Consider the following 21692-nt stretch of genomic DNA (forward strand, 5'->3'; position numbering starts at 1 on the left):
CACTCCCGAAAGGCATGACCATGCATTTCACTTCCGCACAGCGCATCGACGACGGCGTCCTCGAGCGCGAGTTCACCCTCGGCGAGATCCCCGGCACGCTGTGGACGCCTGAGTCCGCCGCACCGGGGGAGCCTGGACCCGCCGCACCGGCCCCGCTGATCCTGATGGCCCACAACAACGGCCTGCCCAAGAGGGACGCCCGGCTGATGGCCCGGGCCCGGCACACCGCGGCGCACGGCTACGCGGTGGCCACCATCGACGCCGCCGGGTGCGGTGACCGGCCCCGTTCCGCCGCCGAAGAGCAGGCCCGCACCGACCTCCGCCGGGCGATGCAGGCCGGCGAGCCGGTCGACGAGATCTTCGAATCCATGATCGGCCCGTTGGTCGAGAAGGCGGTCCCGGACTGGCGGACCACTCTGGACGCCCTCCTGGCGCTGCCCGAGATCGGCGGCCCGGTCGGGTACTCGGGCTGGACCGCCCTGGGCATCCGCCTCGCGGCGACCGAGCCGCGCATCGCGGCCGCCGGCCTCTTCGCCGGGGGGTACGTGCCCCGCGCCCAGCGCGAGGAGGCCCGGCAGGTCACCGTTCCGCTGCTGTTCCTGCTGCAGTGGGACGACGAGGGAAACCCCCGCCAGCGTGCCCTGGACCTGTTCGACGCCTTCGGCAGCAGACAGAAGACGCTGCACGCCAACCTGGGCGGGCACACCGGCACCCCGTGGTTCGAGGTGGAGGACGGGGGCCGCTTCTTCACCCGGCACCTGAAGTGAGACCGGGCGGTCAGGCCGACGGCAGACGGTAGGCGGCCGATGCACGACCGCCCTGACCGGCCGGTACCGCCCATCGGCGGTACCGGCCGGTCGGGGCGGCGCTCGGCCACCGGGGCATGGCCCGATCGTGTCGATGTATGGCCGCCGCGCCGGTCGCTGCGGCTGCGCGCTCCCGAGATCATTACCGCGCAGACACCGGTCGGCCAGCTACGGGGGACATCATGGCGTTGGAAATGCGTGATCGTTGCGAGCGCTGCGAGAGTGCGGCGCTGCCGTGGGACGCGCCGGCGAAGATCTGTTCCTACGAGTGCACGTTCTGTACCCCGTGCGCCGAGGCCATGCAGGACGTCTGCCCCAATTGCGGCGGGCAGCTCGTCAGCCGTCCCACGCGCGTACGGACCTGACGTCGCCGACGGCGATCTCCCGCAACGGAGCGCCCTCGCCGTGGAATACCCCGTGCGCAGCAGTCTCGCCATGAAACGCCCCGTCACGCCATGAGCAGCATCGCCACCGTCACCAGGCCGAGCAGCCCGACATACGCCCAGGCGTGGACGCGGTCGGGTATGCGCGGCGGGCGGCGCCGCAGCAGGGCGATGACCGGCAGCGCTCCCAGGAGCAGGGCCGCAGCGGCGCGGAGGTCGATGAGGCCCACCAGGTGCACCTGCGCGGCCCCAGCCGCGGGGACCGCCGCCACGCCCAGCGACACCACGGTGGCGGGCAGCGCGATGGCCAGGGTCAGGGGGTTGGCCAGGGCCGTGGCCACCTGCATCGGGTGCCCGGCCCGCCGCATCGCGGGAACGGTCATCACACTGCCGCCCACGCCGAGAAAGGCGGCCACCGCGCCGATCGGTGCGCCCAGGCACGTCGACAGCGGACGCGGAGCCTCGGACGCCGGCCCGGCCGGGGGACGCGGGCGCAGGAAGCCGGGGCGCAGGAGCAGGTCGGCGATGGTCAGCGCGACGTACGCGACGAAGGCCCAGTGCGCCAGATCGGCCGGGGCCAGACGCGTGGCGAACGCACCGGCCGAGGCGCCGACCGCCAGCAGGAGCACCAGCCGGCCGCTGCCGCGCAGCGCGCGCAGTATCCGCCGGGGTGTGACGGCCGTCGCGAACCCCGCGTTCACCACCATCACCAGGGCCGAGGTGGCCGTCGCCACCCGCATCGCGTCGCCGCCCAGTGTGGCGTCCGCCGCCACCACCACGGGCACCGCGACGAACCCTCCACCGAAACCGAACAACACGGTCGTCACCCCGGTGAGGAGCCCGACCCCGATCAACATCGCGAAGTCCATGGCCCCACCCCACCAGCCGTGACGATCTACCCGCATGCGATGGTCGGCACCATTCTTTCGCGTGTCAGCCACTAAGGTGTGCGGGTGAAGAACGTCCCGCTGGCCGATGTCGACCACGTCGACCGGGCCGTCCTGCCGATCGGCACCGACTACCCGCCCGGCCACGTGGACTGGCACGAGCACCGGCGCGCGCAGTTCCTCTACGGCGCCACCGGCGTCATGGTCGTCGACACCGCCGAGGGGACCTGGACCGTTCCGCCCGAACGCGCCGTGCTGATCCCGCCCGCCACGCGGCACCGGGTCCACATGCTGGGGGTGAGCACCCGCAGCCTGTACATCGAGCCGCCGGCCGTCCCCTGGTGGCCCGCCACCTGCACGGTCGTGGACGTGCCGCCGCTGCTGCGCGAGCTGCTCCTGGCCGCTGTCGAGTTCGAGAGCGACTACAGCCTCTCCGGGCGCGAGGGAAGCATCGCGGCGCTTCTCCTGTACGAGATCGCCGAGCGCGCCCCGCTCCCGTTCCACGTCGGGATTCCCGCCTCCGCCGACCTCGCGCGCCTGTGCCGCGCGTATCTGGCCGCCCCGGACGGCGACGCCACCAACGCCGCCTGGGCCGCAAGCACGGCCATGAGCGAACGGGCCTTCACCCGGCGCTTCCGCTCCGAGACCGGCGAGAGCCCCGCCGCCTGGCGGGGCCGCGCCCGCCTGCTCGCGGCCGTCCCGCTGCTGCGCACCGCATCGGTCAGCGAAGTCGGCGGCAGCATCGGCTATGCGTCTCCCGCGGCCTTCACCGCCGCCTTCACCCGCGCCTTCGGCATGCCCCCGTCCCGCTTCGCCGCCGAGCACCATCGGCCGCATCGACGCCCGACCGGCGCCACGAAGGCGCTGAAACCGTCCTGACCTGCGCATTCGCGGCGAATAAGCGGCAAATAATGTCGCCCGTGGCGTCGAGCTCGGTCGTCTTCCCCAGGACGCCGTTTCCACGCCCCCCAGAGCAGTCAAACGCCGCCGAAGCTGTGAGCCCACCCATAGGAGCCACGTCACATGCTAACGACGGTAGTAGATGGCTCAAGGCGCCCGCGGAAGGCCGCGCGTCCCCTGTGAAGGCCCTGACCAGGGCGTCCTGCGTACCGCGGTAGTACGTCACATCGTTGCGTCCCGCTCCGGCCACCGCTAACCCTTGCTGAAGTTCCGGGGAGCCGGGATCGCACCGGGCGAATGCCGCTCGGGTCGACCGGGCCCCCACACCCTTCGCATTGGAGAGTTACCCCCGCATGGCCACCACCCAGACGCAGACCAGCACCAGCCGCACCACCCGACTGCGCAAGATCTCCGTCGCGGGCATTGCCACCGCCGGTGCCGCCGCCGCGGCCCTCACCCTGATCCCCTCGCCCGCCCAGGCCGCCGAGCCGACCGCGGCGAGCACCCGCGCAGCCCAGGCCGCCGCGGACGACAAGAACTACGCTGACAACCTCGACGGCTGGATCAAGGAGTCCCTGGACATCATGAAGTCCAAGGGCATCCCCGGCTCCTACGAGGGCCTGCACCGCAACATCATGCGCGAGTCCGCGGGCAACCCCAACGCCCAGAACGGCTGGGACGTGAACGCGCAGAACGGCACCCCGTCCAAGGGCCTGCTCCAGGTCATCCAGCCGACCTTCGACGCCTACCACGTCTCGGGCACCCCCAATAGCCTGACCGACCCGGTCGCCAACATCACCGCGGCCGCCAACTACGCCGCCGACAAGTACGGCTCGATCGACAACGTCGACTCCGCGTACTGAGCCGTGGGTCGAGCAACCCACTGAGCCACCGGTCACAGAGAAGGGGCAGCGCATGCCGCACGAGAGCAGCAACGAGCAGCAGGCGCACATGGCCGAAGGCCCCGCAGTGCCCGGCTACGGGCCCCCGCGGGTACGGCGCTCCCGGCGCAAGCCGAAGAAGAAGACCCTGCGCTACGCCACGTGGGGCGCGCTGGGAGTGTTCCTGATCGGCGGAGGCGGTGCGGCCTATGCCTGGCAGCACCTCAACGGCAACATTCAGGGCACGGACATGAACGCCGTCCTGGGGCACGACCGGCCCAGCCAGCAGAAGGACGGCTCGATGAACATCCTCCTGCTCGGGTCCGACTCCCGGGCGGGAACTCATGGCAAGTACGGCACCGGCGTCAGCGGAGCCCGCGCCGACACGGCGATGGTCCTGCACGTCGACAAGACCCACAAGAAGGCTTCGGTCGTCAGCATTCCGCGCGACACGATGGTCGAGCGGCCCCAGTGCGCCGAGCCGCACGGCGGCACGGCGGCCGGCGCGCGGCAGGCCATGTTCAACTCGTCCTACCAAGTGGGCGGACCGGCGTGCACCGTGAAGACGGTCGAGAAGATGTCGGGCGTGCGCATGGACCACTACCTCGAGGTCGACTTCAAGGGCTTCCAGAAGCTCATCGACGAGCTCGGCGGCGTGGACATCACCACCCGCAAGGCGATCCACGACCCCAACAGCGGTCTCGCCCTGAGCGCGGGCAAGCACACCCTCAAGGGCAAGCAGGCCCTGGAGCTGGTGCGCACCCGCCACGGCGTGGGCGACGGCAGCGACCTGGGCCGCATCCAGCTCCAGCAGGCATTCATCAAGGCGCTGATCCACCAGGCGGACACCGTCGATCCGCTGGGCAGCCCCGCCAAGTCCTACGACCTGGCGGACACCGCGACCAAGACCATCAGCGCGGACTCCGAGCTGGCCTCCGCGGACAAACTCCTCGGCCTGGCCAAGGAGCTGAAGGGCATCAGCCCCGACCGCACCGACATGGTCACGATGCCCGTCACCTACGACTCCCAGGACGCGGGACGGGTCCTGCCGCTGAAGAAGGCCTCGCAGCGGGTGTGGACCGCCCTGCGCCACGACCGGCCCATCCCCAAGTCCGCCACGCGGGACTCGGTGGGCGACCGGACCGACTCGCCGGTGACGGCGGGCACCTGACCCGGCCGAGGCCCGCCCGGATCACTCCGCCCCGGCGCGCCCCGTGCGGCTGAGGGCTCCGGGCCACCACGCCCTGGGCCCGATGTCGCGGACGAGGGCCGGCACCAGGAGCGACCGTACGACCAAGGTGTCCAGCAGGACGCCGAAGGCGACGATGAAGGCGATCTGTACGAGGAAGGCCAGGGGGATGATGCCGAGCGCCGCGAAGGTCGCCGCGAGCACGACCCCGGCCGAGGTGATGACCCCGCCGGTCGCGGTCAGACCGCGCAGCACTCCTTCGCGCGTCCCGTGGCGCAGTGATTCCTCACGGACCCGGGACATCAGGAAGATGTTGTAGTCCACGCCGAGGGCCACCAGGAAGACGAACCCGTAGAGCGGTACGGAGGAGTCGGTGCCGCTGAATCCCAGCACGTACTGGAAGACCAGGGCGGAAACTCCCAGCGTGGCAAGGAAGTTGAGCGCGACGGTCGCGACCAGCAGGACCGGCATGAGCAGCGACCTGAGCAGCCCGATCAGGATGACGAGGATGATGGCGAGGACGACCGGCACGATGAGCAGGCGGTCGCCCTCGGCCGTTTGCTGCGTGTCGTACTGCTGCGCGGTGTAGCCCCCGACCAGTCCGTCGGCCTCGTCCACCGCGTGGACGGCGTCCCGCAGCCGCGCCACGGTGTCCTTCGCCGCGTCGCTGTCGGCGGCGTCCTCCAAGGTGGCGTCGATGCGTACGCGGCCGTCTACGACGAGCAGGTCTGACGCGCCCGATTCTCCCGCGCCCGGCCTGCCCGAGGCGCTCGCGGCCGCAGCCGATGACACCCCCTCGGTGCGTTCGGCGGCAGCCGTCACCTGCTCGACCCGGTCCGCGTCCGCGATCACCACGGCCGGATTGCCCGAGCCGCCGGGGAAGTGCGTGCCGAGCGTCTTCTGCGCGGCCACGGAGGGCGCGTCGTTGACGAAGATCTCGTCCAGCGGCACGCCCTTGGAACTGAGCGTGGGAGCGAAGGCGGCGCAGACGAACAGGCCGACGAGGGTGCCCGCCCAGACCTTGCGCGGCGCGCGGTCGACGAGGGAGGCGATCCGGGTCCACACGCCCTGCCCCGCGGACTTCTCCGTCGCGGACTTGGGCCGGGCGGGCCAGTACGCCGCGCGCCCCAGGAGGATCAGGACAGCGGGCAGGAAGGTCAGCGTGCTCAGTACGGCGCAGGCGATGCCGATGGCCCCGACCGGCCCGAGCGCGCGGTTGTTGGTGAGGTCGCTCAGCAGGAGGGCGAGCAGCCCCAGGGCGACCGTGGCGCCACTGGCGACGACGGGACCGAGCGAACGGCGCAGCGCCGCCCGCATGGCGGCGACCCGGTCGCGGTCGGCGGCCAGTTCCTCACGGAAGCGCGCGGTGAGCAGCAGCGCGTAGTCGGTCGCGGCGCCGATGACCAGGATGGAGAGGATGCCCTGGACCTGGCCGTCGACCCGGACGATGTCGTGGTCGGCCAGCACGTAGACGATGCCGCAGGCGAGCCCCAGGGCGAAGACGGCCCCGAGGATGATCACCAGCGGAAGCAGCAGGCTGCGGTAGACCAGTAGCAGGATCACCAGGACGGTGATCAGGGCAACCCCGAGCAGGAGACCGTCGATGCCCCCGAAGGCGTCGGACAGGTCGGCCTGGCTGGCCGCGGGGCCGGCCACCTGGGCGTTCGTGCCGGGCACCTGCCCCGCGGCCTTCCTGACCTGCTCCAGGGTTCCTTCGAGTTCCTCGCCCAGGTCGGGCCGCAGCTGGACGACCCCTTGCAGCGCCTGGCCGTCCTTGGACCGCACCGCCGGGGATGCGGGCCCCGCGACCCCCGACGCGTCGTTCAGGGCTGCCAGCGCCCGGGTGGCGGCGTCCTTCTGGTCCTGATCGATGCCGTCGGCCCGCGTGTCACCGTCCGTGGTCCAGACGACGATCGCGGGAAGGGTCTCCTCCTGACGGAACTTCCGCTGGGCGTCGATGACTTGTGTGGACTCGGCGTTCTGGGGCAGGAAGGCGGACTGATCGTTGGTGGCGACCTCGCCGAGCTTTCCGGCGTACGGCCCCAGCGTTCCGCCGATGCCGAGCCAGGCGACGAGCAGGACGACGGGGACCAGCCAGCGTGCCACGCGTGTGCCTGTGGACATGGATCTCCTCGCGGACTTCTATAGCTCAATAAATAAGAATCTCAATGATTGAAACATCTTGTCCGGTGGAGCTGCCCAGCGGGTGCCCGGCGCGCGCCCGGGCCTGTCGCGGCGGGGCCCTGCGTCAGCTCAGCGCTGACGACTCCGCAGCTCGGAGAGTTCCTCGTTCATGGCGGCCAAGAAGCGCACCACGACGGCCAGTTCGTCCTCGCTGAACCGCACGCGAGCGCTCTCCGTCGCCGCCGCCAGCGGCTGGAAGAAGGTGCGCGCCGCCGACTTCGCCGTGGCGGCGTAGTGCACGTGCACCACCCGACGGTCCTCGCTGTCCCGCGTACGGTGAACGTGCCCCGCCCGTTCCAGACGGTCCAGACACGCGGTGACGGCACCCGAGGTCAGCCCCAGATGCTCACGCAGCCGTCCCGGAGTGAGCGGGGCGTCCGAGTCCAGAATCGCCGCGAGGGCCTGGACGTCGGTCGCGTGCAGATCGTGGCCGGCCGCGAAGCCGTGGATCAGCCGGTTGATCTCGCCGTTCATGCGTCGCAGCTGCACCGCGAACGACTGCAGATCTGTCGGAGCCGGGTCGGATGCCGTAATGCCGCTCAACGCTGAATCTTCTGTACTGGCCACACACGCAGCCTATAGATCCTTCCCCGGCGCACCCCCACTCCCCGCGCGGCGGCACGACGGGGCTCCCGCGACCGCCGGGCGGCTAGCCGGCCTCGCCGCGCTCCGACTCGGAGGCGTAGAGGAGAGGCGGGGGCGCATAGCTCACCCCGTACACACGGGCGAACCGGTTGGCGAGCGTTGCCGAGCCGCCGAGCCGCTCGAGAAAGAACGCACGCGCCATCGAGTCCATCTGCTCACCGCTCACGTACACGATCCACCGGTTGGACGCCGCGTTGAAGCGCGCCGCGTCCACCGCCGCCTCCAGACCCGGCGCGGGCTCGCGCCGCAGCCGTCCGCGCAACGCGAGGAACCGCCGCAGGGCATCCAGCTCCGAGCGGCGCAGGCCCACCTGCTGGAGCCCGGGCGCGGGGGCCTCGACGGCCGGAGGAGCAGCCCGCACCTGTGCGTACAGGAGCCCGTCCCACCCGTCGTCCGTCAGCTGCACCGCCCACGGGACCGGTCGGCCCGCCTTCGCGGAGAGCTCCGCCTGGTCCTCGCGGGACGCCACCCGGGCAAGCCCGAGTCTCACCAAGGGGCCCATGGTGCGTTCATCGAGTCCGGGCCCTGCGGTGGCCCATCCATCGGTTGTGCGCTGCACGTCAGCCACGTATTGCAGCAGCGCGTAATGCCCGGCCGAGCGCCGCATCCCTGCCCCTCCCGCCAAACAGTGCGTCGCGGCGACGCTAGCGTGCACCCAGGCCCGCGGGGGTGCAGTTGGGGCGGTCTACGCTCGAAATCGGGGTGGGGCCAGGGGGGAGTCGAACACGCGCACTGGCCGTGCCCGCTGCCGGGTCGGTGAGTCGGTGAGGGGGGGGCACCGCGTGACGGCCCGCGAGTAATTGGCTGACTAGCCCCCCTGGAACAGGCTGATAGGGCTGCATCTGTTTCAGATCAACGGAGATGGCTACTCGATCACGGCGAAGGCACAGCGCTGTGCGACGTAGGCGCCGGTCGGTTGGGACAGACAGCCACCGGCGCTGCCGCATGCGCGGAAACAACAAACTCTGGCCATGGATGTGCGGGATCTGCGATGCTCACCTCATCAGCGGTCCTGCCGACTTGACAGAGGCGGCGCGAGTAAACGAGAGGCAGAGCGGGTGGCTTCCTCATCGGACTCCCTCAACACCCCAGCACTGAACCCTCGCCCCGTTCCCGAGCAGCCGGCTCCTGACGGCGAATGCGCGGACGAGGTCGCCGAGATCAAGGCACTGCGCACCGAGGTCAACGACCTCCATCGCGCGTTGGACTCCCACCCCTGCATAGACCAGGCGCGGGGCATGCTCATGACGCTGGGTCCGTGTACCGCGGAGGAGGCGTGGGAGATCCTGGTCGAGGTGTCACAGCACTCCAACACCAAACTGCGGGCGGTGGCAGAAGAGTTGATCGCCACGACAGAGGGCGAACCGCTGCCGAACCCGGTCCGCACGGCTCTCGGCGAGGCCCTGAGGAAACGGCAAGCGGCTACGGGCTGATCAACGCGCGAGCGCCCTCCGTCACCGCAGAGGGCGCGGCGTGAGGTGTTTGGAGGTCCAAGCGGTCGGCACCCGCTCGGTTCTGGACATCCTCGGCGTTCGCGGCACGATCGAGACCTGCCTGACCCGCGGCCGCCAAAACAGTGCCGGGTGAAGGGTAAAGGTCCTTTACGGTGTGCCCATGTCACACGCCTCCGCGCTCCTCGTCATCGACATGCAGAACACTCCGGTGGCCATCGCGTATCGGGCCGCCGAAACCGTCGCCGTGATCGCCGAGCTGCGCGAACGCGCCAAAGCCGCCGGTGTGCCGGTGGTGACGATCCAGGATCAGGGCAACGGGATGGAAGAGGGCACCCAAGGGTGGCAGGTGGTTGCTGAACTGGCTCCCGCCGATGGCGAGTTCGGCGTCCGCAAGACCAGCCCGGACAGCTTCCTCGGCACGGATCTCGACAGGACCCTGAAGACGCTGGGCGTCACCGAGGTGGTCGTCACCGGGTTCGCGACGGAGATCTGCGTGGACACCACGGCCCGGCAGGCGCTGAGCCACGGATACGACCTGGTGGTGGTCGCCGATGGGCACACCACGTCCGTCCGGCCCGACAGCGGCGAGTACGCCGCGCCCGCGCAGTCGATCGCCCACCACAACGAGATCTTCCGGCACCTCCGCTTCCCGGGGCGGAGCGTCCGGGTGCTGCCCGCGGCCGACGTGGACTTCGCCGCGGCTCAGTCAGTCACCCACTCGCACCGGCCGGTGACCTGTCCGTGAGTCGACGAGCCACCAGCCGGTGCAGCACTTCGTAGCCGTGCGCCCGTCAGCCCGTCAGCCCGTCAGCCCGTCAGCCCGTCAGTTCGGCGAGGTCGGCGGCGTCGAGACGCAGTCCGGCCGCGGCGAGGTTCTCGGCGAGGTGGGCAGGCGAGCCCGTGCCGGGAATGGCCAGCATGTTCGGCGAGCTCGCGAGCAACCAGGCGAGGGCGATCTGCGCGGTGGTCGCCTCGTGCCTCTTGGCGACCTGTGCCAGGCGGCCGTGCTCGATCGGATCGAAGCCGCCACCGAGCGGAAAGAACGGCACGTAGGCGATCCCGTGTTCCTCGCAGCGCGCGAGCACGGCGGCGTCATCGGGGCGATGCACGTGGTACTGGTTCTGCACCGCGACGACCGGCGCGATGCCCCGCGCCTCGTCGAGCTGCGCCGCATCGACGTTGCTGACCCCCAGGTGGCGGATCAGACCCTCCTCGCGCAGTTCCGCCAGTGCCGCGAACCGGTCGGCCACACTCTCGCCGCCCGGCTCCCGCATGCCCCCGACCCGCAGATAGACCAGGTCGAACCGGTCGAGACCGAGGGCGCGCAGATCTTCGGTCACCAGCCCGCGCAGCTGCTCCGGACCGGCCTGGCCGGTGGGCATGCCGTCGGCTCCGAGCAGCGGGCCGACCTTGGTGGCGATCAACAGCTCGGCCGGGTAGGGCGCGAGCGCCGTGCGGATCAGATCGTTGGCACGTACCTCCCCCCGGTTGTAGAAACCGGCCGTGTCGATGTGGTCGACACCCGCATCGACGGCCTGCCGCAGCACCGCGGCACCGGTCCGCGGGTCGCGTGCCGGCCCGGTGAAAGTGCCTGCGGCCAGGCGCATCGCGCCGAAACCGAGCCGGTTGACGCCGCGGTCGCCACCGAGCATGAACTGGCCGCTCGCTGCGGCCGTGATCTGTGTGGTCATGACCCCACCCTCGACCCGCGAGGGCCAGCGGCAGGCCGGATGGCAATCTGTTGCCACGGGCGATGACGGAGACTGGGAGGGTGACCGACCAAACCAGCACGCTGATCGTGCACGGCGAGAGAGAGCTGGCCGCGCGGACCGCCCAGCTGTTCCGCGGGACGACGCGGGAGTTCTTCTGCGCCGCCAACGACCTGCACACCTGGACGCGGCCCGAGGCCAGAGCGTCGATCGCGCGCAGCCTGCGCCCCCGGACCGCTGACGGCATGGTCGTACGCAAGCTCTACACACCGGCCGTACTGGCCGACGAGGAACAGCGGTTGCACCTGTTCGACATCGCGGCCGCAGGCGGGCAGGTGCGCGTCCGTGCCGCGGCACTGCCGCACGAGACGATCATCATCGACCGGCGGGTGATGATCCTCGCCGGCCGCAGCGGCGCCCGCGGCCGTGAGTTCACGATCACGACCGCACCGGCGCTCGTCGGCGGTGTGCACGCCCTGATGTGTGCCACATGGGACGCCGGCACCCCCATCGCGGACTACCTGCGCCACGAGGCCGAGGGCCTGGACGCCGACTCCCTCGCCGTGCTGCGGGCACTCGCGGACGGGCTCACCGACGCCGTGGGCGCGCGCCGTGTCGGCATGTCCGTGCGGACCTACCGCAGGCGGGTCGCCGAGCTGATGACCGCCCTGGAGGCCGACTCGCGGTTCCAGGCCGGCGTCAACGCGAGCCGGCGCGGTCTCACCGGCAGCTGACCGACCGGCGCGACGACGGCCTCCGGCACACCTGGAACCGTTATGGAGCGGTAGAAGCCGTAGAAGCCGTCGGGGTTCTCGCGGGCCTCGGCGAACCCATAGCGAGGATGTTGACGACGGCCAGAGCCTGACCGTAGATCCGGATACGGTCGAAACCGGTGAGCAACTGCCACGCCAGGGGCTGCCAGTCGGCGGGGCCGGCTTGGGTGGCCTGGGCGGCGAAGCCCTCGAGCTCCGCCGAGAACGCGGTCAGCTCGGACACGAAGTGGCCGAACGCCGCCTCGTCCCCGCCCTCTTCGTGACGCCGCGCGACAGCCTCGATGGATACTCGATCCAGCTGGACCAGGTTCGCCTCCCGGGCGGCGCGGAGCGTCTCGCGCACCGGGGCGACCCCGCCGCCCGCGAGCCGCAGCCGCTCGTCGTGGACCGGGTAGAAACCCAGCTCCTGGGCGACGCGGTGCGAGGTGCGGTACTCCACCAGCGCGGTCCGTACGGCGGCGGCAGCACAGCGCACCCGCAGGGCGGCCTTGCGCGCGTCGCCCAGTTCCAGGTCGGAGTGCATCAGGTGCAGCTCGCTGCCCGCCCGCATGAAGTGGGCCGAGCCGGTGGCGATGGGGCCGTCGACGCGCTCGTACAGAGACTGGAGAGACTGGTCGGTCACGCTGCCGTCAGGCGGGGCGGGGGCCTTGTTGCAGATCCTGCTCATATGGGTCGTGCCTCCTTGGTCGTCCGACGTCGAGTTGTCTGACGTCAGGTTGTCCGACGGCGGTCGTGCGGTGTCGGTCGCGCGGTCTCGCGAAGCCCGGCCTCCGGCGCCCGGCGGGAAACCGCACCAAACCGGAGGGCGATATTCCACGAATGCCGTGGTGACAGCCGGTGTGGTGCCCGGTCGCCGGCTCGGGGGATCCGAGCGGTAGCGGGATGCTCGCAGTGCGTTCCAGGGAGATCCCCGGGATCGGGCGCCGCCGGACAGGTCCGGATGGCCTCGGCCAGGCGACGGTCACACGCGGTCGCCCGGTGCGGGCCGGTGCGGAGGTTGCGAACGGTGCCAGGAGGAACGGGGGCGGCGGGACACCCGCCGGACGGGGGAGTGCGGGAGACGGCAGCGGACGTCGGCCCGGTCGAATCGGTGGACACGGTCCAGGCGTTGGCCGCGCTGCTGCGGCAGTTGCGCAGACGCGCCGCACGCAGGAACGGGGGCACCCAGCTCACCTACCGCCAGCTGGCGACGAGAACGGGCTGGGCGCACGGGGCGATCGGCGACTACTTCGCGGGCAAGACCCTGCCGCCGACGGACCGCTTCGACACCCTGGTCCAGCTGCTCGGCGCCACCGGCAAAGAGCTGAGACTGTTTGCGACGGCCCGAGACCGGGTGGAGGAGGCGCGCCGCGCGCACACGGCTACCGGCCGCCGTGCCGACCCGCCCGACACGGACGAAGTGCCCGGCACGGACAGTGCGCCCGGCACGGACGCCGCGGGTTGCCGTCCCGCCGTGCCGCGCCAGCTGCCCGCAGACATCCCCCAACTCCCGGGCCGGGCAGGGGAACTGGAAAGGCTCGACGCGCTGCGCCCGGCCCGGCGGGGCGTCGGCCCTCCGGTGGTCGCAGTGGACGGCCCCGGTGGTGTCGGCAAGTCGGCGCTCGCCGTGCACGCGGCCCACCGGCTTGCCGAGCGGTACCCCGACGGCCAGCTCTACGCCGACCTGCGCGGCTCTCGCCACGACGCGCACCCCGTCCCGCCCGTCGTCGTCCTGCGGCGCTTCCTGCACGCGCTGGGTGCGCCCGAGCCGCATCCGGGCAACGAGGCGTACGCGGCGGCGGCCTACCGCACACTGCTCACCGAGCGCCGCGTGCTGATCGTCCTCGACAACGCGCTGGACGCGGCCCAGGTCCGCCCGCTGCTGCCCGCGGCACACGGCTGTGCGGTCCTGGTCACCAGCCGCGGGGTCCTCGCCGCCCTGAACGGCGCCGCCCACCTCCACCTGATGCCCCTGCCGCCCCCGGCGTCCGTCGAGGTGCTCGGCCTGTGGGCGGGGCCGGGACGGCTCGGCGCCGAACGCGGCGCCGCCGAGGCGATCGCGCACCACTGCGGCCACCTCCCGCTGGCCCTGCGCATCGCGGGCGCCCGCCTGGCGGCACGCCCCCGCTGGCCGGTGCGGGCGCTCGCCGACCGGCTCACCGATCCCGCGCGGCGCCTGGCGGAACTGTCCTTCGCGGATCTGGACGTACGGGCGGCCCTGGAAGCGGGCCGCCGCGGGCTGCTGGACCGGGGCCCCACCGGCCGGGACGCGGCGCGGGCGCTGCCCCTGCTGGCGGCGGAGCAGGGCGAGTTGACGGTGGAACAGGCGACAGCGACGACCGGCGGCGCCCCTTCGGCCACCGAGGCGATCCTGGAGGAGTTGGTCGACGTGCAACTCCTGGAGTCCCCGGCCCCGGGCCGCTACCGCTTCCACCCGCTCACCCGGCTGTACGCCCTTCGCTCGGAGGCCGGGACCACGGGCGGCGCCCGCACGATCCCGAAGGCCAACGGACACGGGGCCGACTGACGTGCGGCAGCGCGGGAGAGGAGCGGGAGACGGGCGGGAGCCGGAGCTTGTAAGGCGTGAACGCTCTTACGTATCCCAGTAGTTGAGCGGCGCCGAGCCCACGCTGTGTCCTCTGCGGTCCAGGATCCGCCCCACGTGTTTGACCGTGCGCAGCACCACGGCACGCTCGGTGATCCGTAGGTCCAGGTGGGCGAGACGGCTGTTGAGCAGCGCCTCGGTGGTGTGGACCTCGGACAGGGCCGGGAGCCAGATGTCGAGCATCAGATTGTGCGCGCCCGCCGTGATGCTGCACATGCGCAGGCCCGGCAGGGTACGCAGGGCGCTCACGGTCTCGTCCAGATGCTGGGCGGGCACCGAGCCGAAGTACACCACCGAGACCGGGAATCCGGTCAGCGGCCGGGCCAGCGCGCAGCGCAGCGAGAGCCGTCCGGTGCCGGTCAGTACCCGCAGCCGGCGCCGGACGGTCGCGGCGGAGGCGCCGACGGTGTCGGCCAGCTCCGTCAGGGGCATCCGTCCGTCGGTGCCCAGCGCGAGCGCGATCCGGCGGTCCAGGGGCCGCAGCGGCTCGGCGGGCAGCGCGGGCCGCTCCATGGCGAGTGCGCCGCGCTGTTGCCGGGTCAGGCTGCGCAGCCGCCACGACGCGCCCTCGAAGGGTGCAGCGGTGATGACATGGCTGCGTACGGCCCGCACGCCCGGCAGCTGCGAGACCCGGTCGCCGGAGAGCCGGGCCAACCCGTCGAGGTCGGCGGCGGCGACGATCGCCAGCATGTCGCGCCCGCCCGAGGTCTGCTTGAGGCTCAGCACATGCGGGTCGCGGGCGAGTTGGCCGATCGTGTCCTCGCTCGGCCGCCCGTCCATGTCGATCTCGAGCTGCGCGTAGACGCCCTCGTCGTGACCGGGCGACAGATAGCCGTCCACCCAGGCCACGCCCGCGTGCACCAGGCGCTCCCAGCGCCGGGCCACCGTCACCGCGTCCACCTCCAGGACCTCGCCGATGCGCACCCAGGGCATCCGGGGCTGGATCTGGAGGGCGTGCACGATCGCCAGATCCAGCTCGTCCAGGGTGTGCGTCCGCTGCGTTTCCATGAGAGGTACCGAATCCTGCGTCGAAGGCCGGTGCGGTGAAGGATTCCGGCGATTTTACACAGTCGTGATCCCTGATACCGAGGATCGTCGGCCATGAGCCACGCACCGTTCTCCTCCCTGCGCATCATCCGGGCCCGTCTGCTCGACGGCACCGGAGCGGCCCCCGTCACCGACGCCGTCATCGACATCGACGAGGACGGCACGATCGTCCACGCCGGACTGGCCGCCACGGCACCACAAGCACCCGCCCGGGCCCGGACCGTGGACGCGGCCGGCCGCACGGTCCTGCCGGGCTTCATCGACACCCATGTCCACCTCGCCATCGAATCGCCCCGGCAGATGGTCCGCCGCCACGAGAGCGACCCGACCCTGGAGACGTTCCGCACCGCCGAGCGGCTGCGCATCACCCTGGAAGCGGGCATCACCACCGCCCGCGACCTGGGCGGCCTGCCGGCCGGCTACCGGGACGCGGTCGCCGCGGGCCTCACCGTCGGCCCTCGCCTGCACACGGCCGTGCGCATCCTCAGCCACACCGGCGGCCACGCGGACTTCCGCTCGGAGTGCGGCTTCGACCCCAGCTCCGGGGTGGGCGAGATCGCCGACACCCCGGACGAGGTACGCGTCGCGGTGCGCCGGCTGCTGCGCTCCGGCGCCGACGTGATCAAGGTGTGTGCGACCGGCGGGATGAGCAGTCCCTACGACCAGCCCGACGACGAGGGCCTGACCGTCGAGGAGATCCGCACGGTCGTCGACGAGGTGGCCCGGCACGGCGGCCGCCCCGTAGCGGCCCACGCCCAGGGCACCGCGGGCATCGTCAACGCGATCCGCGGCGGGGTGAGCAGCGTCGAGCACGGCTATGGCCTGACCGCGCAGGCCCGTGAACTGGCAGGCGAACACGGCACGTTCGTGGTGCCGACCCTGTCGACGGTCTTCGACGGCATCGACCGCGCGACCATGCAGCCCTTCCACTACGAGAAGAAGGTCCGCTGGTCCGGCATCACCCGGGAGAACATCGCCGCGGCCATCGCCGACGGCGTACGCATCGCCATGGGCACCGACGCGGCGATGGTGCCCCATGGCCGCAATCTGCGCGAGCTCGCCCACCTCGTGTCCCTCGGTATGACCCCGGAGCGGGCCATCGAGGCGGGCACCCGCAGCGCCGCCGAACTCCTGGGCCTCTCCGCGGAGATCGGCACCCTCGAGGCGGGCAAACACGGCGACCTGGTGATGTGCGACGGCGATCCGCTCGCGGACATCGCGGTCCTGTCCGACCCGGAGCGCATCGTGCTCGTCGCCCAGCGCGGCGCCGTGCGCAAGGACACGCTCGGCCTGGCCCAGAGCGCCCCCGCAGGCGGCGGCGCGCCATCGGAAGGAGCCACCGGATGAGCACCTCGGTCACCCCGACGACGACGCCGACGGGCGGACCGCCCCAGCGGTCCCTGCTCGACAAGGTCCTGAACGGCATCGAGCGCGCGGGCAACAGACTGCCGCACCCGGTGCTGCTCTTCCTCGGCCTCTTCCTGATCATCGGCACCGTCTCGACGGCGCTCTCCGTCGCCGGAACCACCGTCACGGTGCCCGGCGAGGACGAAACCCTCGCGGTCAAGGGCCTGTTCACCGGCGAGGGCGTGCGCTGGCTGCTCGAGAACTTCATCCCGAACTTCACCGGATTCCCCTCGCTGGGCACCGTCCTGCTGATGATGGCCGCGGTCGGCGTGGCCGAGAAGACGGGCCTGCTGGAGACGGCCGTACGCGCCTCCATCGCACGGGCACCCCGGCGGCTGCTGCCCTACCTGGTCGCCTTCGTGTCCTGCCAGGCGCACCTGATGAGCGACGTGGCGATCCTGGTGATCCCGCCGCTGGCCGCACTCGCCTTCAAGAACGCGGGCCGCAACCCGATCGCGGGCCTCATCGGCGGCTTCGCCTGCGTCTGCGCCGGCTACGCGGCCGGCTTCTCCATCGGCGCGCTCGACGCGCTCTACACCGGCATCACGCAACAGGCCGCCGCGGTCGTGCCCGGCGGCGAGAGCGCCCCCACGCACATCCTCATCAACTACTTCTTCACCGCTGCCGCCAGCTGCATCCTCGCCCTCATCGGCGGCTTCCTGATCTCCCGCATCCTCGAACCCCGGCTGCCCCAGCCGGACCCGGGGGCCGGGACCGAGACCGAGCCCGCGATCGAGTCCGAGGCGACGTCGGACGCGGCCGCCGCGCCCTCCGCCGTCACGGTCACCGTCACCGCCCGGCAGCGCACGGGCCTGCTGCGCTCGGGCCTGGCCGTCCTGCTCTACGCGACCGTCGTGGTCACCTGCTGGCTGCTGCCGGGCTTCCCATTGCGCGGCGAGGGTGGCGCCCTTGTCCCCTCGCCGGTCCTCGACGGCATCGTGCCCCTGCTGTTCGTCGCGTTCGTCCTGGCCGGGGTCGTCTACGGCCGTACCGTCGGCACGCTCAAGCGCGCCGAGGACGCGCCGCGCATGATGGCCGAATCGATCACCGGCATGTCCGGCTACATCGTGCTGATCCTGGTGATCTCACAGGTCATCGGCGTCTTCGACTGGTCCAACGTCGGCACCCTGCTCGCGGTCAACGGCGCGAACCTCCTGGAGTCCGCAGGCCTGACCGGCTTCACCGGCCTGGTCCTGTTCGTCCTGCTGGTCTGCGTCCTGAACCTGTTCGTGACCTCCGGCTCGGCCCTCTGGTCCCTGGTCGCGCCGGTCTTCGTCCCGGCGTTCATGCTCCTCGGCATGGAACCGGCCGTCACCCAGGCGGCGTTCCGGATCGGCGACTCCGCCACCCAGATGATCACGCCGCTCAATCCGTACGTCTTCCTGATGCTGACGATCCTGCGCCGCTATGAACCCGGGGCGCAGCTGGGCACGGTCCTGTCCCGGCTCTCGGTGTTCGTGGTCCCGTTCCTGATCGCCTGGCTCGCGGTCCTCGGCCTCTTCTACGGGCTGGGCCTGCCTCTTGGCCCCGGCGCGGACATCCACCGCTGACCCGATCGTGCGGGACCGCGTCGGTCACACGATCAGGCGACCGCGGTGGGAGAGGCGGCGGGCCGCGGCCAACAGGCCGCGGATCTGCGGCCCCGCCTGGTCGATGTGGCTGACGGGAGTGGCGAACGGCAGCCGGACGTCGACATGCGTGGTGGGGTACTCCAGGCGCAACGTCACTCCGTAGCGGTCCATGGCCAGCGGGAGCGCGCGCAACATGCCCTTCGCGGGCTGCGGTTGCACCAGACGCACCAGGAGGGGGACGAGCTCCTGGTGGCTGTCCACGAGGTGGGTCAGCATGTCCGCCTCGTTGCCCGTGATCGGATCCGGGGTGGCCGAGCAGAGCTGGTCCAGGGAGACGAAGTGGCGGCCCTGGGCGTCCTTGAGGAGCGCCTGGCCGAACTCCATGCAGGTGCTCCGGGACGACTCGTCGCTATACGGGGCCGTCAGCAGCCCGGTGACGGTGACGCGGGCGCGCAGACGGTCGCGTACGGCGGTGGGTGCGATGTCGGTGAACTCCAGGCGCACCGGGCGGCGTTCCCGCGGGACTGCCGGGGTGTCCTGGTCGGGGGCGTGCAGGTGGATGTGCCCCGCGCCGGTGCCGTCGAGCCGGTGGACCTCGGTGTGACACCCGTCGCTGATCACAGTCATCGACTGTGCGGCGTGCAGGATCGCGTGCACGCGTTCGGCGGGGGTCGGCCGCGTGATGCGGGTGCTGTGTGGGCGCATCCCAATGCTCCATGCCGTTGAAGAGTCCCAAGCCTCAAACTTAGGTATGCCTAACCTAACCCATAGCGGGGGTGTGGGAACAGTCGGTGAGGCCGCCGTGTCGGCGCGCTGGCCGGTGGGGAGAATTTTGCGTGCTCTGCATCTTTGCGTACTCTGCAAGATGTGACGAGCAAAGACCCCGCGCCCGGACTCCGTGAGCGCAAAAAGCGGGCCACGCGGGCGGCGTTGGCCGATGCGGCGGTGCGGCTGGCCGCCGAACACGGGGCGGAGAACGTCACCGTCGAGGCGATCAGCAGCGCGGCGGGAGTCTCACCGCGCACCTTCTTCAACTACTTCGACAGCCACGACGATGCCTTCCTCATGCTCGACGAGGAGGTCGGCGAGCGCCTTCGGCGCACCGTGCGCCAAGCGCCCGCCGCGCTGCCCGTCCTCGACGTGCTGCGCGAGGCCTTCGCCGCGGAACTGGTGGACATCGAGGAGCGCCACGAGATCTGGAGCCTGCGGGCCAAGGTCTTCCAGCGCTCCCCGCACCTCCTCGTCCGCGGCCTGGGTGCCCACATGGCCGAGGAGTTGGAGCTGGCCCAGGCGATCGCCGAGCGGCTGGGGGGAGCGCCGGGCGAGGCGGTCGGGCTCTACCCCCGACTGGTCGCCGCCGTCTCCACCACCGCCATCCGGGTCGCCATCGAGGACTGGTGCGGGCGGACGACGGACATCGCCTTCGTCGACGTCTTCCGCCTCACCTTCGAGCACCTGGCCGCAGGCCTTGCCGCCCCCGCAACGGACTCCTGAGCCCGCGTCACTCCCGACTTCCGTTCCTGCCCGATCCACGGATCGACTTCCGAGAAGGACACCTTGAGCACAACAGAGGCGCCCGCTCAGGCGCCCACATCCATGAGCAACAAGCAGATACTCCAGGCCATGTCCGGGCTGATGGCCGGCATGTTCGTCGCCATCCTGGCCGGCACGGTCGTGGCCAACGCCCTGCCGCGCATCATCGCCGACCTCGGTGCCAGCCAGTCGTCCTACACCTGGGTCGTCACCTCCGAACTGCTCGCCATGACGGCGACCGTCCCCCTGTGGGGCAAGCTCTCGGACCTCTACAACAAGAAGCTGCTCCTGCAGCTGTCCCTGGCCATGTTCATCGTCGGCTCCCTGCTCGCCGGGTTCTCCCAGGGCGTGGGGCTGCTCATCTTCAGCCGCGTCGTACAGGGCATCGGCGCCGGTGGCCTCACCGCCCTCGCGCAGGTCGTCATGGCGGCCGTCATCCCGCCCCGCAGGCTCGGCAAGTACGCGGGCATCTTCGGTGCCGTGTTCGCCGTGGGCACGGTGGCGGGACCGCTGGTCGGAGGCGTCCTGGTGGACACCTCCTGGCTGGGCTGGCGCTGGTGCTTCTTCATCGGCGTGCCGTTCGCGCTGCTGGCCATCCTGATCCTGCAGCGCACGCTGCGACTGCCGACCGTGCGCCGCGACGTGAAGATCGACTTCCTGGGTGCCTTCCTGATCGTGGCCGGCGTCTGCGCGCTGCTGATCTGGACCTCGCTGGCGGGCCAGCAGTTCGACTGGGCGTCCTGGCAGACCGCGGCGCTCACCTCGACGGGGCTGGTTCTGCTGGTGGCGGCGGTGTTCGTGGAGTCACGCGTGCCGGAGCCGATCATTCCGCTCGCCATCTTCCGCAACCGGACCGTCACGCTGACCACCGTCGCGAGCCTGCTGGTCGGTGTGGCCATGTTCGGCGGCACCGTGTTCCTCTCGCAGTACTTCCAGATCGCGCTGGGCAAGTCGCCCACGGTGGCAGGCCTGATGAGCCTGCCGATGATCCTGGGCCTGCTGGTCTCCTCCACCGTCGCGGGCCAGCTCATCAGCAGGACCGGCAAGTGGAAGGCCTACCTGGTCTCCGGCGCCGTCATCATGACCGCAGGACTCGGCCTGCTGTCCACCATCGACGCGGACACCGGCTTCGGACTGCTCAGCCTCTACATGGCCGTGCTCGGCATCGGCGTCGGCATGCTGATGCAGAACCTGGTCCTTGCCGCGCAGAACGACGTACCGGCCGCCGAGCTGGGCGCGGCGACCTCCGTCCTGTCGTTCTTCCGCAGCATGGGCGGCACCATCGGCACCAGTGTCCTCGGCGCCGTCCTGGCCAACCGCGTGGCCTCGGAGATCTCCAAGAGCGTGGGCGCGGCAGGAGGTTCGGCCGCCGGCGACTCCGGTGGCGGCGAGGGCGCCGTACCCGACATGACGCAACTGCCCGCTCCGATGCGGGAGATCGTGGAGAACGCCTACGGTCTGGCCACCGCCGACCTCTTCCTCCTGGCAGCTCCGTTCGCGGCCCTCGCGCTGGTCGCGGTGATCTTCATCAAGGAGAAGCCGCTGCAGACGACGAGCGGCATGGAACGGCTCGCCCAGGAGAGCGAGGAGAGCGAGGAGAGCGAGGAGAGCGAGGAGAGCAGGGAGAGCGACGAGAGCGGTGCGCGGCCCGACGGCGCCGGCAAGGACACCGCGCCGACGCCGGTCGCCTGAGCCGGTCGCCAGATCCACTCGCCCTCAAGAAGCGGCTCCGGTCACCC

21 protein-coding genes are annotated in these 21692 nt (G+C 71.3%); 13 read left to right on the top strand and 8 right to left on the bottom strand.

Annotated elements, in window-relative coordinates:
• Nucleotides 1–20 precede the first annotated feature (20 nt).
• Together ACIGXX_RS16020 and ACIGXX_RS16025 are read left to right on the top strand one after the other, a co-directional pair.
• A complete protein-coding gene (locus ACIGXX_RS16020) occupies nt 21–767 on the top strand; it encodes an alpha/beta hydrolase (RefSeq protein ID WP_351166408.1) in 747 nt (248 codons plus the stop codon).
• Between the two features lie 221 nt (nt 768–988).
• Complete coding sequence (locus ACIGXX_RS16025) at nt 989–1171, top strand: DUF1272 domain-containing protein (RefSeq protein ID WP_351166410.1); 183 nt, start codon at nt 989–991, stop codon at nt 1169–1171.
• Between the two features lie 83 nt (nt 1172–1254).
• Here the strand turns inward: ACIGXX_RS16025 and ACIGXX_RS16030 are convergent, their stop codons facing one another.
• On the bottom strand, nt 1255–2058 hold the full coding sequence (locus ACIGXX_RS16030) for a sulfite exporter TauE/SafE family protein (protein ID WP_399976077.1): 804 nt from the start codon (nt 2056–2058) through the stop codon (nt 1255–1257).
• An 84-nt stretch (nt 2059–2142) separates the two neighbouring features.
• Here ACIGXX_RS16030 and ACIGXX_RS16035 point away from each other — a divergent pair, with 84 nt between their 5' ends.
• The 3 genes from ACIGXX_RS16035 to ACIGXX_RS16045 all read left to right on the top strand — a co-directional run bounded on the left by ACIGXX_RS16035 (nt 2143) and on the right by ACIGXX_RS16045 (nt 5028).
• On the top strand, nt 2143–2955 hold the full coding sequence (locus tag ACIGXX_RS16035; RefSeq protein WP_399976080.1) for an AraC family transcriptional regulator: 813 nt from the start codon (nt 2143–2145) through the stop codon (nt 2953–2955).
• Nucleotides 2956–3329: 374 nt separating this feature from the next.
• Nucleotides 3330–3839: a transglycosylase SLT domain-containing protein gene (locus tag ACIGXX_RS16040; protein WP_351166416.1), complete on the top strand. Its 510-nt coding sequence runs from the start codon at nt 3330–3332 to the stop codon at nt 3837–3839.
• Nucleotides 3840–3891: 52 nt separating this feature from the next.
• On the top strand, nt 3892–5028 hold the full coding sequence (locus ACIGXX_RS16045) for an LCP family protein (RefSeq protein WP_399976083.1): 1137 nt from the start codon (nt 3892–3894) through the stop codon (nt 5026–5028).
• Between the two features lie 21 nt (nt 5029–5049).
• Here ACIGXX_RS16045 and ACIGXX_RS16050 read toward each other — a convergent pair whose 3' ends face one another.
• The 3 genes from ACIGXX_RS16050 to ACIGXX_RS16060 form a co-directional block, all read right to left on the bottom strand.
• Complete coding sequence (locus tag ACIGXX_RS16050) at nt 5050–7170, bottom strand: MMPL family transporter (protein ID WP_399976086.1); 2121 nt, start codon at nt 7168–7170, stop codon at nt 5050–5052.
• Between the two features lie 129 nt (nt 7171–7299).
• Nucleotides 7300–7773 (bottom strand): MarR family winged helix-turn-helix transcriptional regulator, encoded by a 474-nt coding sequence (locus ACIGXX_RS16055; RefSeq protein ID WP_351166422.1) that lies wholly within the window; start codon nt 7771–7773, stop codon nt 7300–7302.
• Nucleotides 7774–7879: 106 nt separating this feature from the next.
• Nucleotides 7880–8365, bottom strand: a complete 486-nt coding sequence (locus tag ACIGXX_RS16060) for a DUF6417 family protein (protein WP_399976882.1) — start codon at nt 8363–8365, stop codon at nt 7880–7882.
• Nucleotides 8366–8933: 568 nt separating this feature from the next.
• On the opposite strand from ACIGXX_RS16060, the gene ACIGXX_RS16065 reads away from it, so the two are divergent.
• Nucleotides 8934–9308 (top strand): ANTAR domain-containing protein, encoded by a 375-nt coding sequence (locus ACIGXX_RS16065; protein WP_351166426.1) that lies wholly within the window; start codon nt 8934–8936, stop codon nt 9306–9308.
• Between the two features lie 181 nt (nt 9309–9489).
• A complete protein-coding gene (locus ACIGXX_RS16070; protein ID WP_383824762.1) occupies nt 9490–10074 on the top strand; it encodes an isochorismatase family protein in 585 nt (194 codons plus the stop codon).
• Nucleotides 10075–10144: 70 nt separating this feature from the next.
• Here the strand turns inward: ACIGXX_RS16070 and ACIGXX_RS16075 are convergent, their stop codons facing one another.
• The gene (locus ACIGXX_RS16075) at nt 10145–11020 is read right to left on the bottom strand and encodes an oxidoreductase (RefSeq protein ID WP_351166430.1); all 876 of its coding nucleotides are present in this window, start codon (nt 11018–11020) and stop codon (nt 10145–10147) included.
• Nucleotides 11021–11100: 80 nt separating this feature from the next.
• Here ACIGXX_RS16075 and ACIGXX_RS16080 point away from each other — a divergent pair, with 80 nt between their 5' ends.
• On the top strand, nt 11101–11772 hold the full coding sequence (locus ACIGXX_RS16080; RefSeq protein WP_361468838.1) for a DNA-binding response regulator: 672 nt from the start codon (nt 11101–11103) through the stop codon (nt 11770–11772).
• 40 nt (nt 11773–11812) lie between these two features.
• Here the strand turns inward: ACIGXX_RS16080 and ACIGXX_RS16085 are convergent, their stop codons facing one another.
• Entirely contained in the window at nt 11813–12478 is a 666-nt protein-coding gene (locus ACIGXX_RS16085; protein WP_366464814.1) for a hypothetical protein, read from the bottom strand.
• Between the two features lie 339 nt (nt 12479–12817).
• Between ACIGXX_RS16085 and ACIGXX_RS16090 the strand changes: the two genes are divergently transcribed.
• The gene (locus tag ACIGXX_RS16090) at nt 12818–14317 is read left to right on the top strand and encodes a helix-turn-helix domain-containing protein (protein WP_399976093.1); all 1500 of its coding nucleotides are present in this window, start codon (nt 12818–12820) and stop codon (nt 14315–14317) included.
• 66 nt (nt 14318–14383) lie between these two features.
• On the opposite strand, the gene ACIGXX_RS16095 is transcribed toward ACIGXX_RS16090, so the two are convergent.
• A complete protein-coding gene (locus ACIGXX_RS16095) occupies nt 14384–15403 on the bottom strand; it encodes an AsnC family transcriptional regulator (RefSeq protein WP_351166438.1) in 1020 nt (339 codons plus the stop codon).
• 93 nt (nt 15404–15496) lie between these two features.
• On the opposite strand from ACIGXX_RS16095, the gene ACIGXX_RS16100 reads away from it, so the two are divergent.
• Both ACIGXX_RS16100 and ACIGXX_RS16105 read left to right on the top strand, forming a co-directional pair.
• A complete protein-coding gene (locus ACIGXX_RS16100; protein ID WP_399976098.1) occupies nt 15497–16789 on the top strand; it encodes an amidohydrolase family protein in 1293 nt (430 codons plus the stop codon).
• Nucleotides 16786–18399: an AbgT family transporter gene (locus ACIGXX_RS16105; protein ID WP_399976101.1), complete on the top strand. Its 1614-nt coding sequence runs from the start codon at nt 16786–16788 to the stop codon at nt 18397–18399. The genes ACIGXX_RS16100 and ACIGXX_RS16105 overlap by 4 nt, the downstream gene beginning before the upstream one ends.
• Before the next feature lie 24 nt (nt 18400–18423).
• On the opposite strand, the gene ACIGXX_RS16110 is transcribed toward ACIGXX_RS16105, so the two are convergent.
• On the bottom strand, nt 18424–19125 hold the full coding sequence (locus ACIGXX_RS16110) for a DUF2470 domain-containing protein (protein ID WP_351166444.1): 702 nt from the start codon (nt 19123–19125) through the stop codon (nt 18424–18426).
• A 153-nt stretch (nt 19126–19278) separates the two neighbouring features.
• Here ACIGXX_RS16110 and ACIGXX_RS16115 point away from each other — a divergent pair, with 153 nt between their 5' ends.
• Nucleotides 19279–19914, top strand: coding sequence for a TetR/AcrR family transcriptional regulator (locus ACIGXX_RS16115; protein ID WP_351166796.1), 636 nt, complete (start codon nt 19279–19281; stop codon nt 19912–19914).
• 102 nt (nt 19915–20016) lie between these two features.
• Nucleotides 20017–21645: an MDR family MFS transporter gene (locus ACIGXX_RS16120; RefSeq protein WP_366464810.1), complete on the top strand. Its 1629-nt coding sequence runs from the start codon at nt 20017–20019 to the stop codon at nt 21643–21645.
• Nucleotides 21646–21692 lie beyond the last annotated feature (47 nt).

Source organism: Streptomyces sp. NPDC055243, assembly GCF_044544025.1.
Taxonomy (GTDB): domain Bacteria; phylum Actinomycetota; class Actinomycetes; order Streptomycetales; family Streptomycetaceae; genus Streptomyces.

Coding starts and splice junctions, on each gene's coding strand:
- ACIGXX_RS16075 (WP_351166430.1), bottom strand. CDS start 11,020: ATGACCACACAGATCACGGCCGCAGCGAGCGGCCAGTTCATGCTCGGT.
- ACIGXX_RS16070 (WP_383824762.1), top strand. CDS start 9,490: ATGTCACACGCCTCCGCGCTCCTCGTCATCGACATGCAGAACACTCCG.
- ACIGXX_RS16105 (WP_399976101.1), top strand. CDS start 16,786: ATGAGCACCTCGGTCACCCCGACGACGACGCCGACGGGCGGACCGCCC.
- ACIGXX_RS16050 (WP_399976086.1), bottom strand. CDS start 7,170: ATGTCCACAGGCACACGCGTGGCACGCTGGCTGGTCCCCGTCGTCCTG.
- ACIGXX_RS16045 (WP_399976083.1), top strand. CDS start 3,892: ATGCCGCACGAGAGCAGCAACGAGCAGCAGGCGCACATGGCCGAAGGC.
- ACIGXX_RS16120 (WP_366464810.1), top strand. CDS start 20,017: ATGAGCAACAAGCAGATACTCCAGGCCATGTCCGGGCTGATGGCCGGC.
- ACIGXX_RS16100 (WP_399976098.1), top strand. CDS start 15,497: ATGAGCCACGCACCGTTCTCCTCCCTGCGCATCATCCGGGCCCGTCTG.
- ACIGXX_RS16085 (WP_366464814.1), bottom strand. CDS start 12,478: ATGAGCAGGATCTGCAACAAGGCCCCCGCCCCGCCTGACGGCAGCGTG.
- ACIGXX_RS16025 (WP_351166410.1), top strand. CDS start 989: ATGGCGTTGGAAATGCGTGATCGTTGCGAGCGCTGCGAGAGTGCGGCG.
- ACIGXX_RS16040 (WP_351166416.1), top strand. CDS start 3,330: ATGGCCACCACCCAGACGCAGACCAGCACCAGCCGCACCACCCGACTG.
- ACIGXX_RS16095 (WP_351166438.1), bottom strand. CDS start 15,403: ATGGAAACGCAGCGGACGCACACCCTGGACGAGCTGGATCTGGCGATC.
- ACIGXX_RS16020 (WP_351166408.1), top strand. CDS start 21: ATGCATTTCACTTCCGCACAGCGCATCGACGACGGCGTCCTCGAGCGC.
- ACIGXX_RS16110 (WP_351166444.1), bottom strand. CDS start 19,125: ATGCGCCCACACAGCACCCGCATCACGCGGCCGACCCCCGCCGAACGC.
- ACIGXX_RS16030 (WP_399976077.1), bottom strand. CDS start 2,058: ATGGACTTCGCGATGTTGATCGGGGTCGGGCTCCTCACCGGGGTGACG.